Source organism: Ornithinimicrobium sediminis (assembly GCF_021272345.1).
GTDB lineage: Bacteria > Actinomycetota > Actinomycetes > Actinomycetales > Dermatophilaceae > Ornithinicoccus > Ornithinicoccus sediminis_B.
Map to the genome: position 1 here is coordinate 278,593 of NZ_JAJSDQ010000001.1, position 15,988 is coordinate 294,580.

The 15,988-nt window shown below is 63.6% G+C and carries 13 protein-coding genes; 4 read left to right on the plus strand and 9 right to left on the minus strand.

Annotated features, from left to right (window positions below):
• Positions 1-9: 9 nt before the first annotated feature.
• Complete coding sequence (locus LVO85_RS01200; RefSeq protein WP_232745581.1) at positions 10-1,206, minus strand: mandelate racemase/muconate lactonizing enzyme family protein; 1,197 nt, start codon at positions 1,204-1,206, stop codon at positions 10-12.
• A 742-nt stretch (positions 1,207-1,948) separates the two neighbouring features.
• Between LVO85_RS01200 and LVO85_RS01205 the strand changes: the two genes are divergently transcribed.
• Positions 1,949-2,353: a transposase gene (locus LVO85_RS01205; RefSeq protein WP_408637657.1), complete on the plus strand. Its 405-nt coding sequence runs from the start codon at positions 1,949-1,951 to the stop codon at positions 2,351-2,353.
• On the opposite strand, the gene LVO85_RS01210 is transcribed toward LVO85_RS01205, so the two are convergent.
• The 6 genes from LVO85_RS01210 to LVO85_RS17150 all read right to left on the minus strand — a co-directional run bounded on the left by LVO85_RS01210 (position 2,238) and on the right by LVO85_RS17150 (position 9,176).
• Positions 2,238-3,488 carry a M20 family metallo-hydrolase gene (locus LVO85_RS01210; protein ID WP_232745582.1) on the minus strand — a complete coding sequence of 417 codons (1,251 nt, stop codon included), beginning with the start codon at positions 3,486-3,488 and terminating at the stop codon, positions 2,238-2,240. The two genes, LVO85_RS01205 and LVO85_RS01210, sit on opposite strands and share 116 nt — an antisense overlap.
• Positions 3,481-4,953: a sodium:solute symporter family protein gene (locus tag LVO85_RS01215; RefSeq protein WP_232745583.1), complete on the minus strand. Its 1,473-nt coding sequence runs from the start codon at positions 4,951-4,953 to the stop codon at positions 3,481-3,483. Before LVO85_RS01215 ends, LVO85_RS01210 begins: the two co-directional genes overlap by 8 nt.
• Before the next feature lie 148 nt (positions 4,954-5,101).
• Entirely contained in the window at positions 5,102-5,932 is an 831-nt protein-coding gene (locus LVO85_RS01220; protein ID WP_232745584.1) for a hypothetical protein, read from the minus strand.
• On the minus strand, positions 5,929-6,750 hold the full coding sequence (locus tag LVO85_RS01225) for an aspartate/glutamate racemase family protein (RefSeq protein WP_232745585.1): 822 nt from the start codon (positions 6,748-6,750) through the stop codon (positions 5,929-5,931). Before LVO85_RS01225 ends, LVO85_RS01220 begins: the two co-directional genes overlap by 4 nt.
• Entirely contained in the window at positions 6,743-7,990 is a 1,248-nt protein-coding gene (locus tag LVO85_RS01230; RefSeq protein ID WP_232745586.1) for an amidohydrolase family protein, read from the minus strand. Before LVO85_RS01230 ends, LVO85_RS01225 begins: the two co-directional genes overlap by 8 nt.
• Positions 7,983-9,176, minus strand: a complete 1,194-nt coding sequence (locus LVO85_RS17150) for a CapA family protein (RefSeq protein WP_408637658.1) — start codon at positions 9,174-9,176, stop codon at positions 7,983-7,985. The genes LVO85_RS01230 and LVO85_RS17150 overlap by 8 nt, the downstream gene beginning before the upstream one ends.
• 173 nt (positions 9,177-9,349) lie before the next feature.
• Here LVO85_RS17150 and LVO85_RS01235 point away from each other — a divergent pair, with 173 nt between their 5' ends.
• Genes LVO85_RS01235 through LVO85_RS01245 form a run of 3 tightly spaced genes read left to right on the plus strand, consistent with a single transcriptional unit; the run spans position 9,350 to position 12,737 of the window.
• Positions 9,350-10,363, plus strand: coding sequence for an Lrp/AsnC family transcriptional regulator (locus LVO85_RS01235; protein WP_232745587.1), 1,014 nt, complete (start codon positions 9,350-9,352; stop codon positions 10,361-10,363).
• Between the two features lie 44 nt (positions 10,364-10,407).
• Complete coding sequence (locus LVO85_RS01240; RefSeq protein WP_232745588.1) at positions 10,408-11,637, plus strand: dipeptidase; 1,230 nt, start codon at positions 10,408-10,410, stop codon at positions 11,635-11,637.
• Positions 11,638-11,663: 26 nt separating this feature from the next.
• Complete coding sequence (locus LVO85_RS01245) at positions 11,664-12,737, plus strand: zinc-binding dehydrogenase (protein ID WP_232745589.1); 1,074 nt, start codon at positions 11,664-11,666, stop codon at positions 12,735-12,737.
• A 69-nt stretch (positions 12,738-12,806) separates the two neighbouring features.
• Here LVO85_RS01245 and LVO85_RS01250 read toward each other — a convergent pair whose 3' ends face one another.
• Both LVO85_RS01250 and LVO85_RS01255 read right to left on the minus strand, forming a co-directional pair.
• Complete coding sequence (locus tag LVO85_RS01250) at positions 12,807-13,142, minus strand: hypothetical protein (RefSeq protein ID WP_232745590.1); 336 nt, start codon at positions 13,140-13,142, stop codon at positions 12,807-12,809.
• A 1,530-nt stretch (positions 13,143-14,672) separates the two neighbouring features.
• Complete coding sequence (locus tag LVO85_RS01255; RefSeq protein ID WP_456299703.1) at positions 14,673-15,956, minus strand: integrase core domain-containing protein; 1,284 nt, start codon at positions 15,954-15,956, stop codon at positions 14,673-14,675.
• Positions 15,957-15,988 lie beyond the last annotated feature (32 nt).

A 15,988-nucleotide genomic window follows, 5' to 3' on the forward strand; every position in this document is an offset into this window, starting at 1 on the left:
CGAACCCGGTCACTGAACGGCGAACTGGCTAGCGCCCTCGCGCACCTGCACCTCACCGGCGTCGCTGGAGCAGGTCCAAGAGGCCACGCTCCACCTGCGGAGCATCGCTGGGTCTGGTTCGAACCCCAGGCCCGGCGCGGCGGGGAGATGCACCACGCCGTCTCGCAAGGTGGGCTTGCTTAGGAAGAACTCATCCCACAGGGGGTCCCGCACCGGGTTGGGGAAGGTCTCCTGGATCACGTCATCGCCGCAAGCAGCAAGAAGGTGCGCGTGAATCTGCGGGTCGTGGTGGGGAGCCAGGCCCACGTCCTTCTGCGTCGCGAAAGCCGCCGCCTCGAGCCACTCGGTGATGCCGCCAGCCCTGGTGCAGTCCAGTTGGAGGTAGCGCAAGCCGCCTTGCTCCACGAGCGGCACGCACGACCACTTATGCGGTTCCTGCTCCCCGCCGGCCAACGGGACCGGGCTGATCTCGGCTAGACGACCCAGATCTGCAGCGTTGGCGAACCAGGCCAACGGCTCCTCCAGCCAAGCCACCCCCAACTCGGAGAACCCTCGAGCGGCGAGCGCTGCCTCCGTGAACGTCCACGCGCCGTTGGCATCAACGAGCAACCTGATGTCCGGGAAGGTGTCCCGAACGGCGGCGACACGCTTGACGTCGTTAGCCGGTACACGGCCGACCTTCATCTTCGCCGTGTCGAAACCAGCCTCGACATAGGAGCCGATCTCGTTGATCAGGCCGTCGATTCCCAGTTCGTCACGATCCGCGCTAGGGTAATAGCCCCCGGAGGCATAGGCGGGCACCGTATTCCGATCCGTGCCAAGGAGACGGTGCAGCGGCACGTCGGCTGCCTTGGCGCGAAGATCCCACATCGCGATGTCGACCGCGGCGATTGCAGCCATCATTTGATACCTACCCCGGTTGCCAAAGTGAGGCTGACCGGTGGTGACCGCCTTTGTACGGCGGAAGGTGGTCTCGAACATGCGCTGCCAGAGTGCTCGTACGTCCCAAGCGCTCGATCCCAGCAGGATTGGCGACAGGTCCTCCCGGATGACCTTCGCGATCTCGTCCAACGGGTTGCCGTGGGCCTGACCGTAGCCGACGAGGCCCTCAGCCGTTCGGAGCGTCACGAACACCTGGCCAGCGGTGGTGTACGCCTCGGTGGACATCCAGAAGGTCTTCTGCAGCGGAACCTGCAGGACGTGCACCTCAATCTCCTCTATAGCCAAACGTTCTGTCATGATCCGCCCTTCGCCTGTGGAATCGTTTGTCGGAAACGTTTGTCGGAAACGTTTGTCGTAGACAATAGCGCGTGGAGCCGGTCCGAACAACAGGTCTAGGTGTGACCTCGGTCACGCTGGCGCGCCAGTCGTGCACACTCACGGCACCCGTTGGCCCAGTTGAGTCGCCTCGTTCACCTACGCACAAACCCACGCGAGGCCCTCGTCGATGCGGTGCCCAGGCGTGCCTGCGACCCCATGGGGCGCTGCACACGCGATGTGACATGCCCCGGCATCTCTACGGGCTCGGCGTTGGGAGACGTCTTGGTCGCGTCAGGGAACACATCGGAGTGAGCTCCCGGCATCCCGAGACTGGTTGTGGAAGCCTTTCGCATGGCCTTGAGGATTGGCGAGGCCGCGAGGGCGCTGACGCCCGCGGATCCCTGGCCTGCCGAGCAAACGGGTATTCCGGACCCCAGCGAAGCACCTTGCTTCTGCGCGGATCTGATCAACCGTAGAAGTCCCGTAGTGGAGTTGCGCGTGCGCATGGTGCTGCAGGAGCTGATCGAGACCGAGACTACCGAGGCGATTGGCGCCGCCCGGCACGAGCGGGCCGCCAAACGGACCCCCGACACAACGGGTCCGGTCGAAACTGCCCACCACCAAGGGTGGGGATGTGTCCGTGTCGACTGCGCGTTGTCGCGGCGGTGATGGAGGCCTACGTCCGGGGGTGTCCACCCGCTCCGTCGACGACCTGGTCGTCGCGCTGGGTGGCACCCGGACCTGCAAGTCCGAGGTGTCCAGGACCTTCGCGGGCCCGGATGAGTCGGCCGGAACGTTCCGCACCCACCGGCTGGACCACGCCGCATCCGCGTACGTGTACCTGGACGCGACCTATCTTCACCCGCGCTTCGAGGCCTCGATGGCCGCGTCCAACGCCGTGGTGATCGCCACCGGTGTCACAGGCGCACGTCCCGAAGGCCGAGACCGAGATGGTCGCGGCGGCACAAGCACTCCGATCAGGCCTGCGCAAGACGTACTACCCCATCTAGTAGCACGTTCGCACCATGTTCGATGTCCTGCCAGCTGCTGTGTTCTTGTGGGCTATGGCTCTTGCCTCCCGCGCTGGGGATAAAGATCATGGCTGTTGGCGTGAGCCGGGCCATGTTTTGTGCGTCGTGGCCCGCCCCGGATGGGATGTCGGTCACGCTGAGGTTGCGCCCAAGAGCAACCTCTCGAAGCAAAGCTCGTATATGCGGGTCAAGAGGGACGGGGGCAGTTACGCTCATCCGCCGGAAACTGGCCTCAACGCCGTACTGGTTCGCTGCATTAGAAGCGCAGTCAATGATGCGTTGCTCGAGCTGGGACAGGACGTCCGGGTCGGGGTCGCGGAAGTCAAGGTGCAGGCGCGCAAGCCTTGGAACGACGTTCGTGCCGCCTGGTTCGATCTCCATGAGGCCACAGGTCAGGACGGCGGTGCTACTAGTTCCGGAAGCGATGCGTGCCAATTGCCCCAGGAAGGAGCCGGCCGCCTGCATGGGATCGCGCCGCAGGCGCATCGGGGTTGTCCCGGCGTGGTCCTGACTTCCTACGAAGTCCAGTTGTCCACCGGCGAGACCGACGATCGACGTCACGATACCTATGTCCGTATGGCTCTCTTCCAGGACGGGCCCCTGTTCAATGTGCAGTTCCACGAAGGCGTGCACATCGTGAGATGATAGTGCCGTGCGTGTGGCGTGGCGTGGGTCCCAGTCCATAGCCGAGAGCGCATCCACGAGCAGATCTCCCTCCCGTCCACGAAGTTGCTGGAGTTCCTCCCAGGTAAAGTTATCGACCAGCGCGGTCGAGCCGAGCAGGTGGTGGTAATTGCCTTCTTCGTCGGCGAAGATCACGACTTCTACGGGCCGTTGCAGGGCCGGTGCGGCTTGGCCGAGGACGCGGAGCACTTCGAGCGCTGCCACGGATCCAACGATCCCGTCGTATCGACCGCCTTCGGGGACACTGTCTAGGTGCGATCCAGCACAGACGGGGGCCGCCTTAGGCACATTCATACCTTCGGCCCGAATGAAGATGTTCCCGATCCCGTCCGTTCGCATTGTTAGGCCGTGCTCTTGACACTGGCCGTGGAGCCACTGTCGCATCTGCTTGTCTGCTGAGGAAAAGCTGGTGCGGCTCACGCCTCCGGATGGGGTCTGTCCCAGCGTGGCGAGGTGTTCGATGTCTCTCTGGATTCTCTCGATGGAAACGTTCAATGCTGCCGCTTTACTCATTGCTTACCCCGGTCTCGGTCCGCTCGGTTGCCGCGGGGCGCGCATCGGTGGGAGTGTCGAAGAACGGGGCTGTTGCTGCCAGTGGTGGGGCGGGGGTCAGGAGGCTGACGACGATCATGAGCCCCAGTGACGCGAGGAAGCCGGGCACCACAGGATCGATCGTGGCGGTGTCCCCGAAGAGCCTCCATCCGACGGTCCCCAGCAGTCCTCCCACCATTGAGGTGATGGCCCCTTCACGCGTGGCACGCCGCCAGAGCACGCCTGCCACCACGGGGACCAGGAACACTGCTCCCATGAGGGCGCTGAACAGCGCGACGATGAACTGCACGAGCTCACCTGCGCCGAAGCCCGATAGGACCATGGCCAGCGGGACCAGCCCGACGACAACTGTGCCGATACGACCGATCATCAGTCGCCGCGCTGGTGAGCTGTGGGGTCGAACGGTGCCGTAGATGTCGTGTGACAGGGCGGTTCCTGCCACGAGGAGCACTGACGAGATGGTCGACATCATGGCCGACGCCACTGCGACAAGGAGCAGTGTGCCCAGGAAGAGCGGCAAGGCGTTGACGGCTAGGACTGGCATGGCACTGTCCCCAGTGCTCAGGGACGGGAACAGCACTCGGGTTCCCAGAGCAAGGATGAAGACCAGCGAGTGCGCCACCCCTACCAGGACGATGACGAAGCCAACCCCTTTTCGGATCGTGGCCATGTCCTTCATGGCGTAGAAGCGCACCAACTGCTCTGGACGTGCGACAGCCCCAAGGAAGAAGGCCAGTCCGAGGGTGATCAGCAAAGAAGGCGCTATACCCTCCCAGGTAAAGGTGATGGGGGCGGCACTGTCCACCAGGGTTAGCATCGAACCGAATCCGCCGGTGTGGGACAGGACGATCGGGATGGCCAGGGCGGCGCCGGCGATCATGATCATCATCTGAAGGAAGTCCGTGTAGACCACGGCGACCATCCCACCGATGGCGGTGTATGCCAGCACGATGAGCATGAACCCAATCATTCCGGTCTGGACTGGGATCCCGAACAATGCGTTACCGATGAGTCCGCCAGCGATCACCTGGGCAGAGATGTAGACGACGAAGGCAATCAGGATAATGATGGCCGCAATGACCCGGGCTGCACTGCTGTAGTACCGGGTGGCGATGAAGTCGGGGAGGGATACCTTGCGCTCCCTGGTGAACCTCGGAGCAATGACTGCCACCATGAGCCAGTACGCCAGCGGGAAGACGAACACCACCCAAGCAAAAGACCAACCGACGGCGTAGATGACGCCGATGGTCCCAATGAAGAGACCAGAGCTCATTTGGGTGGCGGCGATACTGGCACCGCCAACAGCCCACCCCAGCTTGCCTCCAGCGATGTAGAAATCTTGGTCATTCCTGGTCAGGCGCAGACCCAAATATCCCAAGCCGAGCGTGAGCACGAGATACGCGCCGATTACGAGAGTCTCGGTCATGACTGGTCACCGCCCACCGAAATGTCGCGACCAGCGCGGGGGCGTTCGGTCTTGTTCTTCTTCACCATCCAGACCAAGTAAGCCGCGGTCAGGAGCGCATAGAATAGGAAGTAGCCCCACATAATGAAACCTGCATCGAAAATTGACATCACAGACCTCGGTTCTTGTCAGCGTGGATTGACCCGCGAGAAGTGTCAGCCTGCGGGCTGTGTTGGTCGGTTCCTGTGGCATTCCGACGATGCGGGCGCACGAAGCCGAAGTAGAGTGCGACGATCCCAGCAATGATGGACAAACCGAGGAGTGTCTCCATGAGCGCTTCCGTTGTCCACCACGATGGCTCGCCTTCGGTGCTCACAGTGCGCAGAACAGCGGGCACAGCGGGCAGGCTGTAGTGCAGCACTGTGGCTTCGCCTGCCTCCGTCACGTCCGAGGTGTTGGAGGGAAACCCCTCCACCCGGGAGTGGCCCGCGGGCATCTCAACTGTGGCCGTAAACGTACCGGGCGCAGAGGAAGCCGCAGGATTGTCCATGGCCAAGATCGGCACGTTCGTGGTCAGTTCTTCGCCGTCGATGGAGCCTGCGCTCGGGACCACGTAAGCCAACACGAGGTCCTGGTCCTGCCCTGGCTCCAGAGCCTCAGGCAAGGTGACCACAGTGGTCGTCTTGGCGTTCACGAGCTCGGACTCGAACTGCAACGGCGTTCCCGCTGCTGTGACCCGTAGGTCATCGACTACCGCGCCATCGAAGTTCAACGAGGAGAAGCTGACTGTCTGAGCCGTCTCTCCATCTGCCGAACCGGTGATGCGGTAGTTGATCTCGACCTGGGCAGACCCGCTCGCGTCCAGCACCACCTGGGTCTGTGCCGTGTCCAGCGTGGCGTCAGCGGACGCAGCCAAGGGCAGCGCCACCGCCAGAATGGCGCCTAGCAGGCTGGCAGTGACAGTTCTGCGGCCTCGTCGCGGAGACCTGTTGCCGTTCACAGCCGCTCACCCTGCAAGTAGAGCTCGCTCAAGTGCTTGCCGGCCGTGATTTTGGGCGGCTCCATGAACGCTCGCCGACTGTGCGTGAGGCCGAGGGCGAGCGTCGCTTCTGCCATGTGAAGGGCGACCCGCGACGGATTGATGACCGGCACACCAAGGGACTCGGTCATCTGCTCGGCGACATCCAGGAAGCCCATGCTCATGCAACCGAGGATCAAGGTGTCGGCGCCGTCGTCCTCGACGCTCCGACGTCCCTCCTCCATCATCTTGTGGACCCCAGCGTCGTGGTCCTTGTTGAGGTCAATGACGGAAGTCTTGATAGAGCGGATCGAGGCCAAGGAGTCCAACGCACCCGCCTCCCACGTGAGGCGCCTGAGGGCAGGAATGATGCTGTCTGTGACGGTCACGATGCCGAACCGATGGCCCAAGGTGGTGGCCATGGCAATGGATGCTGCAGCTGGCCCGACGACCAGCATGTCCGTTACCTCCCGGAGACCATCGAGACCGGGGTCTCCGAAGCATCCGATGATGGCAGCGTGGGCACCATCTTGTTGTGCGTTCACAGCCAGCTGGGCCATGGCAGGGATGCTGAGGTATTCCTCGTACATGGACTCGATCGATGCCGGCCCGGCGTCCACGGCTTTGACGGTTACCCGTGTGCCGGGAAGTGCCCAGTCCTGAAGCTTCTGCTCACGCCTATCGAGCTCCCTGCTACCCAGGTCTGTCAGGTGCATCGGCCCGGGAACGAGGTAGCGAACATCTCGCTGCGCGGCTGCTGAGGGTACGGACGGTGCGGTCGATGGTGCCGCTTCATTCATTGGGCTCTCCTTCAGGGAGTGTTGCCGAGAGAGGGGCAGGGCGGGTGTAGCCGTCTGGAGCGACCACTTGGCGGCCGGCGCGGTAGACGGCACGGATGTCATAGACCGCTGAGATGTGCTCGAAGGGGTCGCGGTCAAGAACGGAGAAATCGGCCTGTGAACCGGGGGCAAGACGCCCGATGTTGTCGACACCGGCGAGCTCGGCGGCGCTGCGAGTCGCCGCCAGGAGCGCCTCTTCTACGGTGTACCCGTGTTCAGTGAGCCACTGGAGCTCATAGCCGAACAGCCCGTGCATGGAGTCCGTGCCCAGTGCCACTCGAGCACCTTCCGCTCGGATGAGTTCGATGGCCCTTTCCATTGACGCTCGGGCCTGCTGCACCTTTGCCAAGATGCGCGGGTCTTGCGCATCGCCCTGTTCGATCCCATTGGGATGGAACAGGATCGTATTGGTCAGGACAATCCAGACGCCGGCTTCCACTATCCTGCGGACGCTGTCTGCCGTGAGCAACGCACCATGCTCGATCGAATGAATGCCGTTTGCCACCGCGAGGTCGACCCCCGGGCCGCCGTGAGCATGTGCCGAGACGGTCAGGCTGTGTTCGGCAGCCGTGTCCACGATGGCCGCGATCTCTTCTGCGGAGTAGTTGGACTCATCCAGGGAGGTGTCCGTTGAGGAGACCCCCCCGGTCGTGAAGATCTTGATGTGGTCGGCACCCTTGGCGGCGTTGGCCGCGACAGCGGCACTGAGGTCCGCCCGCCCTTGAACACCGGCCACAGCTCCTCCGTGCTTGCCCGGCGGGCTCAGTCCTCGACCCGCCACGCGTAGCGTTGGCCCGGCCACCTCGCCGTTTGCAACAGCTGCCTTGAAGTGGAAATCAATATCCGCTTCCTCAGTCATAATCCGTGCGGTTGTGACGCCAGATTTGAGCATTGCCTGCAAGTTGGCCACGCCCCGTATCGCCTGCCAAGCTGGCGGCTGAGCCATCTGCCCGTGCTGGTCTCCTTCGCCAGGTCGGATTGTGATGTGCGTGTGGGCGTCGAAAAAGCCGGGCACGATAAATGTGCTCCCCAGGTCTACCACCTGGGCATCTGGTGGGCAGACGTTCCCAGGAGACCCTACAGCGACGATCTGACCGTTGGAGACGAGCAGTCCGGAGCCGTGTTGCATTCCCTTCTCGTGGGCGTCAAACGTGCCGGCGGCAGCGTAGAAGGTCAAACCGCCTGTTGTCGCGTTATCCATTGAGGCGAACCTCCCCCACGACCGCACCTGGGACCAGGTCCGTGCGCAGTCGTAGCGCTAGGTCTCCTGAAGTTGTGGAGGAGCCCCGATCGAGTCGGTCGAGGATGGCCTGACATTGATTGGCCGTAGGTATCACAGGATCTCCATTCGTCATGGTGGTGGGCACGAACTGGACCGACACAGGACCCTCGCTGGGGGACGTGAGTAGGACGACGACCGAGTCCAGCGTCTCGGCCGCCCCGAACGAGCTCCGGTACGGGGCGCTAGGAATTTGGAGGGGAAACAGGCCAGTCTCGGCGCCCGCCGGTGTGCTCGCGGCGCTTTGGTCAGGTCCCTGGCCACTGAAGCGGTCCCAGTTGTGGAACATGAAGTTCCCAACCGAGTAAGCGATCAATCCCCCCGCATACCTCTCAACGTGTTGCACCAGGTGTGGGTGGTGCCCGATCACCAGGGTGGCTCCAGCGTCAATCAACGCTCGCCCCACCGGTTGCTGGTACTCGGCGAGTGGGCCGTAGGACGGCGCTGCAAAGCCGTGCGGGATGCCCCAGTGGACAGCGACGATCACCACATCCGCACTTTCGCGGGCCCTCCTCACGGACTCGCAGGCAGCGAGCAGGTCCGGGGGATGTACTGACGTGTGGACAAAGGGAGCCATGCCTGGTTGCTCGGCCGCCAGTGCTGGGTCAACTGACACCTGTTGCAGGACCCGCAGGGGTGCAACTCCGGGTCGCGTGTCGGTAGCCGCGAATCCCGGCGGTAGCGCAGCGCAGAGGCCGATGACTGCCACCGAACCTGAACTCGTTTGCGTCACGAGCGGCGCCAAGGCCTCCTGCGAGGATGCTCCAGCACCCACGTGGGCGATGCCGGCCTGCCGCAGTGCCTGGATCGTGTCCTCGAGCCCGGCAGGACCGTAGTCCAGGGCGTGATTGTTGGCCAAGGTCACAGCCGTGAACCCCAGGTCCAGCAACCACTGTGCGCAGTCGGGGTCGGCCCGGTGTGTCGCGGCCTTCTCAGCCGGGACACCCCGGGAGGTCAGAGGGGCCTCGAGGTTGGCAAAGGCTGTGTCGGCTGACCGGATCAACTCTCGAAGCCGGGGCTCGCAGCGGCTCGGACGCATGAGCACGGTGTCCCCCGCAACGAGCAGCCAGGGGCGCTTCGGCGCTGACAGGTTCTGCGAGACAGCCATGGGAGTCCGCCTTTCCACGGTCTAGGACCATGTGTAGGTCTCAGCCGAGGGTGGCAGGCTTCCGGTCACTTGGCAACCCTCGATGCATGATTCCGCCGTCTACGTGCATGCTTCCGCACCTTTCCGTCATCCGGGCCTTGCGCCGGCGGCAGGGTTCTGACACGCTGCGTGACATGGTCACCGGATCGCCCACGGGGAGTCGGGCACACTCACCGATCGCTGCGCGTCCCGGAGAGGTGCTCGACCAGGTCGACCGCCAGCTGGTGGCCGCGCTGCAGGTCGCCCCTCGCGCGTCGTGGCAACAGATCTCTACCGCCATGGGAGTCTCCGAGTCGACAGTTTCGCGACGCGCAAAGCGGCTCTTCGCTTCTGGCAGCGTCCGGGTGACTGCCATGCCAGATCCGCTGCGGTGTGGCCTTGGATTTCCCGTCCTGATGCAGGTGAGTTGTGCCGTGGGTGCCGCGGATTCCGTGGCCCGCGCCTTGGCGCTGCGCCCCGACGTCCGGTTCGTGGCCCTGCTCAGCGGCAACTTTGACCTCGTCCTCGAAACCGTGGTGCCTTCCCGATCACACCTGAGTGATGTGCTCCTGAACGACGTCGATCACATCCCGGGAATCGTCCGGACCACCACAGAGGCAGTCATACGCAACTTCAAGACGTCTTATGACTGGGGCCGCAGCCTGCTCGGGGACGGTGTAGAGCGGCTGGAGCAGGCTCGCCCTGCCATCAGTGCGGTAGACGGCACACACCCAGTCGACGCCGACGACATGCAGCTGATCAGCCTTCTGGGTCACGACGGACGGCTAAGCGCCGCCGAGCTTGCGAAGCACTCTGACCTCAGTGAGTCCTCAATCCGCCGACGGATCGAGGCTCTCACCACCGGGGCAGCGGTGCATTTCGCCACATTCATCGATCCGGTCCTGATGGGATTCGAGGCGCCAGTCTTCATCTGGCTCGACGTCGACCTAGGCCATCTCGAGGAGGTGGCGCTGGCTCTCAGTTCCCGCGTGGAAGTCCGCTATCTGTCAGCGACCGCAGGATATAGCGATCTCATTGCCGAAGTGATCCTGCCTGACTTGCACCAGCTCTACGGTTTCCTTACCCAGGTTATCGGCCCCCTTCCAGGGGTGCGCCGGTCCGAGGTGGGACTCGAGCTCAGCACCGTGAAGCGGGGGTACCTCACTTAGGCCGATTGGACGCAACTCTCAAGCCGTACAACGGAAGGAAAACCATGTCTGACGATGCTTCCCACGCAACCCCCTACGATTCGTCGCGCTATACTGGCTACACCTCCTACTCGTATCTTGAAGCCGGCAGCGACTACGAGTCTTTCGACCTCGCCGACGAGCTCGGCCGTGTCCCGGCTTATGACCTTGGACTAGACGCCGAGCAGGAGGAGCGCACGCGCAGTCTAGTCCAGGAGAACATCATTATCAGCCTGCACGACCACCCACAGGTGTTTCCTGCGGACATGTCGCAAGTGCGTGACTACATCCGCACAGGACGGGAGCACACCGGATATCTCGGTCTGTCCAAGTCGGGCATGACCGCAGTCTTCGACAACCTCATGGACGGCACCGCCTGCGTGACCAGCAAGTCGGGCTGGAAATTTGACGACATCGTCTACGACGTGGGAATGCGACTCAGCGACATTGCGCATCAGGACTACGTCCGCGTGGCCTACGGCCTCGATGACATTCACGAGGCACACGCACAGGATCAACTGGCCCTCGTACTGTGCCTCGAAGCTGCCACCCCCATCGAGAACGAAGTTGACCGCCTGGACATCCTTTACGGTTTGGGCATCCGACAGATGGGGATTGCTTACTCTGAGGCTAACACTCTTGGGTCTGGCTTGAAAGAACCTGGTGATGGCGGGTTGACCGTATTTGGTCGACGTGCTGTTCAGCGCATGAACAAACTTGGGATAGCGATCGACGTGTCCCACTCTGGCGACCGGACCTGCATGGACACCTTCGAGGTTTCGGAACGACCGGTGCTCATCACCCACGCTGGGGCTCGCGCTGTGTGGCCAACGCCACGAATGAAGCCCGATGATGTGCTTCGAGCCTGCGCCGATAGTGGCGGGGTACTAGGTCTTGAGGCAGCCCCTCACACCACTCTCTCTAAGGCTCATCCCGAGCACTCTCTCGAATCTGTTATGGACCACTTCGTCTATTGTGTCGACTTGATGGGAATCGACCACGTGGCATTCGGTCCTGATACGCTGTTTGGTGACCACGTGACGTTGCACGACGTTTTCGCCGCAAACCTTGGTGTCCACCAAGCGCACGTAGGGCCCGACTATCCCAAGATGCCCTACGTCGATGGCCTGGAGAACCCGACTGAGTGCTTTCACAACATCGTAGGCTGGCTCGTGAAAAACGGTTACAGCGACGAAGACATCGTCAAGGTCACAGGCGGGAACATCATGCGAGTCTTGGAGAAGATCTGGCACTAGAGTTTTTCGCCATCAAGGAGGGACACATGACGCGCGCTGTCGTGCTGAACGAATATGGGGACCCCAGCGTCCTGCGAGTCGGGGACATTCCGGAGGTTTCCGGCTTGCCATCACAGGTGCTGGTCGGGGTCTGTGCGTCCGGCCTGAACCGCCTCGACCTCTTTGTTCGCCAGGGTCTGACCGGGCCCGGTGTTCGGAGCCCACGCGAACTCCCTCATGTTATGGGAGCTGAAGGAGCGGGAGTAGTTTTGGAGGTCGGGCCCCAAGCGGAAACTGATCTTCAAGTCGGCGACCGAGTCATGATCTTCTCCGGCGTCTCGTGCCGAAGATGCCGCTACTGTCGACGAGGTGAAACGAGCCGCTGTGCGCAGTACGCCATTCTGGGTGAAGATCTCTGGGGAGTACAACGCGAGCGACTGTGGATTGACCCGACCAATTTGCTGTCGGTCCCAGCGCGGATGAGTCTCGTAGAGGCCGCTGCGGTTCCCACCACGTACACCACCGCGTGGACGATGCTCCTGACCGCTGGTCATCTACGTGTCGGCGAAAAGGTGCTGGTCGTTGGCGCCAGCGGCGGCGTGTCAGTGGCCGCCATACAGATCGCTGCAGAAGCTGGCGCAGAAGTCTGGGCGACGACCCGCGGGACAGCAAAGCGTGATCGGATCGCAGCCCTCCCTGGAGTCCGAGGCGTTCTTGACAGCAGTGAACGGGGCTGGCATGAAGATCTGCTCGACGTGACGGAAGGGACTGGAGTAGACGTTATCGTGGAATCGGTAGGTGCACCCACCTGGCGGGACTCAATTCAGTCATTGAGCCCGGGTGGCAGGATGATGCTGTGCGGCGCCACTGGGGGTGACGAGCCGAACATCAGTATCCGCGAAATCTATCAATCGCACAGGCAGATCATCGGGGCGCCACTGGGCGGCTGGAATGACTTCGTGGACGTTGTTGCCATGCTTGACCGATGCGCTCTACGACCCCTCCTTCACGCAGTGATGCCTATGGAACAGATCGTGGAGGCGCATCGGATCCTGGAGGAATCGGCACATGTTGGAAAGGTCGTCGTAACCATCGATCAAGGAGATCTGGCCGCGGTGTGATATTTCCCTTTCGCAGCGAAGGCTGGGGCACCTGTTCGCGCCTGCGCACTACCAGCCTGACCGTCCGCTCTAGCGGTCCGGGGTGAACATGGGCAGGCTGCTCCGCAGACGCTCAGATGACACCTGACCGTTGCTGTCCTTGACGACCACGCGCTGTAGGTCTGGATGCTCTTCGCCGGTCAACGTCAGCACAGATAGAGCTGCGTGGTAGGTCAGCGCGTCATTGGGGTCGGACGCATCCAACGTCACAGATATGGCGCCCTGCTCCTCGTCCTGCACGGACGAGATGCGCCGAGCCCAGTCGTGGTCCGGTTTGGAGTCCGCGTCGAGCTCGGAGAAGTCGTCCTCCACCTGGAAGACCGCACGCAACTGAGCCTCAACACTGGCAGCCAGAGAGTCCGTCATGCCCTAGACGCTAGTCGTCGGCACCCACTCTTGCCCTGCCAGCGACAGTGAACACGGCACTCATATGCCTGCCGTCGGTGGAGTCGAAGGCTGCGCGGCCCAACGGTCGCTGTGCCCTCCCACACGCACCACTGGCCTGAGGGTCATAGTCCTCGACCCCCGGACGAGGCTCCCGCAACCGCAGGACCTGCCACGAGAACCACCGCGGCCGCCCACACCCCCGCTCTCCCCATCCACTTCTGCACAGTCGACTCCCCCGTCACACCAACCGGCACATCCCGTAATGGCACCACCGTCCCACGCCTCACCGGCGTACCCGCCCCACGCCACGGACGCCCGATCACCCAGACGACCTCGACCGGGTCACCGTTCACTGGGACCGTGGCCTGCACGTCTCCGATCGGCCGTAGCTCGGGTCCCAGGACGAGGGCCGAGTTGATCCACCTCTCGCGACCGTCCGCGGAGAGACCCCAGGTCTTGGACGGCGTAGCGACGCGCGAGAACGTTGCGGGTGGTGGGCGGCTCGCCCGTCGTGAACTGGTATATCGAGGCCGGCGAGCACGGTCGCCACGACGTCGGCGTCTTCGACGACCATCGGCGAAAGCCGAGGGTGTTCAGTCCCAGGCCAGTCGATCAGCCCCAGCGGCCGCCAACAACCGGATCGGTCGCCAGGAGGCAGGGCGGCAGGCCGCACGGTGATGTTGCGGCGTGCAGTCACCGGTGCGGTGCACCATGCCCAAGCAAGACGACACGGAGGGCCCCGCGCCGGGCCTGCAGGGGTGGTCGACAGCGCGGGACCCCCACGTCCTCACCTTAGAACCATGGATGCGCAAGCGCCATCCCTTCAACGATCCAAATACCGCATCGTTGGCCGCTGCCAGCTTGTCCCAGCGAGCCATCCTTGCATCGAACACCTGTCCGTACGAGAGTGAGGTCATGGCAGGAGGGATGCGACCACGCAGCGCATCAGCAGTCCCCCTGTCGATGCGCGGCCGGCACACCCCCACCACACCAGGCACGGCCGCCACCCGGAGACACTGCTGGATCCACCGCCCCGACGGCGACCTCCCCGGCCTCATCCTCGAGTGGCGCCGCCACGACCTCGGATGGCAAGCCCTCACCACTTACGTCGACGGTCCCCAGATCGTCACAGCATGGCTGCCCGCCGACGCGCTCCGCCCCGCATGAGCCACCAACCCAGGTCCCTCCCCCAAACCGGCGCCGCCGACTCGGGAGAGAGCCCCGCGGTGGGGCCTCCCCTGCAGGCCAACGCCACCAGCGCGGGACTCTCCCGTCTGACAAGTGTGCCACAGGCCACATCGACATGCTCTTGCCATGCCCTGGACGTGGAGACGAGGCACGGAACGACGAGTCATGAACAAGCGCACCCCTGTACCGAAGGGGGTGAATCAGCCCTGCCGGCCAGGACCTGCGCCAGTTCAAGATCGAGCTAGCCCCGGCGCCCACAATTGTGATGTCTCTGGACATGGGTGACAGTTCTGCATCAGGACACTGGTGACAGTTGGGGTGTCAGGACTTGGGTGACGGTTGGCTGGTCTTGGGCCGTTGGCCTCGGGGACGGCCGTTGCCGACGTACTTGATGCCAGGGGCAGGACGTGTGTGCTCGATGAGGACCTCACCGTGAGTGTCCGTGATGATGATGCGGTCGCCCTCGCTCACGACCAGGACCTGCTCGAAGGCGTGCTTGGCCTCGACCATGTAGGTGACGTGATCCAGGGCGAAGGTGCCGTTGCTGCTCAAGGTCCTGGTGCGTGTGCCGGCGGGAAGATGCTTGTCCTGTGGCACACGTGTCGAGGGCTGTGGGCGTGGTGCGGGGCGTTCGAACAGGGACCGCATCGGTCGTGGCCGAGGCGCTTCCGTCTTGGGGGTGGCCTGCCACGCTGTCAGCGGTGTGACGCGCCCGGGGAGCCCTTGGTGGGGACGTTCGGTGTTGTAGATCCGGTCAAACGCGTCGACGTGGGTCTGCAGCTCGGCCACGGTCTGGGCCAGCGGCTGCTTGTCCAGGTACCGGAACAGGGTCTGGTGGAAGCGTTCGTTCTTGCCCTGAGTGGTCGGCTTGTACGGCTTGCCGGTGATCGGCTCGACCCCCATGGCACTGGCGTGAGCGACGAGCTGGCCGATGTAGCCGCGGCGGGAGGGGTTCAGTGCGACCCCGTTGTCAGTCAGAAGCCGCTGAGGCACCCCGTGCGCGGCCACGGCCCGGTCGAAGACGGTGATCGCCGCCTCCACGGTCTCACCGGCGGCGACGTGCGAGGCCAAGGCGTAGCGGGAGTGGTCATCGATCAGCTGGAAGATCACGCACTTACGCCCACCGGCGAGGACGTACTCGGTGCCGTCCAGCTGCCAGCACGCGTTCGGGGCGGGGTAGACGAACCGCCGCCAGGCCGAGCGGGGCCTCTTTCTCGGTTCCAGCCGGGCGACCCCAGCCTGGCGAAAGATCCGCGCCAGCGACGCCGTCGACGGCACCGGATCCAGCCCCATCGCGTGCATCTTGTCGTGCACGCTCACCGGTCCGAAGTCCAGACCGGACCGCTCCAAAGCCGCACGGACCCCCAGCGCCTCCTGCTTGACCGCCTCAGTCAGCCTCGACGGGCTCGACCTCGGACGTCGCGACCTGGGTTCCAGTGCCGCAGCTGGCCCGTCCTGCAGGCTGCGTCGCCGGATCTCGTAGAACGTCTTGCGCGAGATGCCCTGCTCGAGGCAGAAGGTCGTCACCGACCCACGCGGTGCGTCACGGGGCCACTGCGTGATCGCCAGCCGGACACGAGGATCAACGGGTTCGTTCTTCGTCACCCGCCCAGTCGAGCCCAGTACTACCCAGAAGT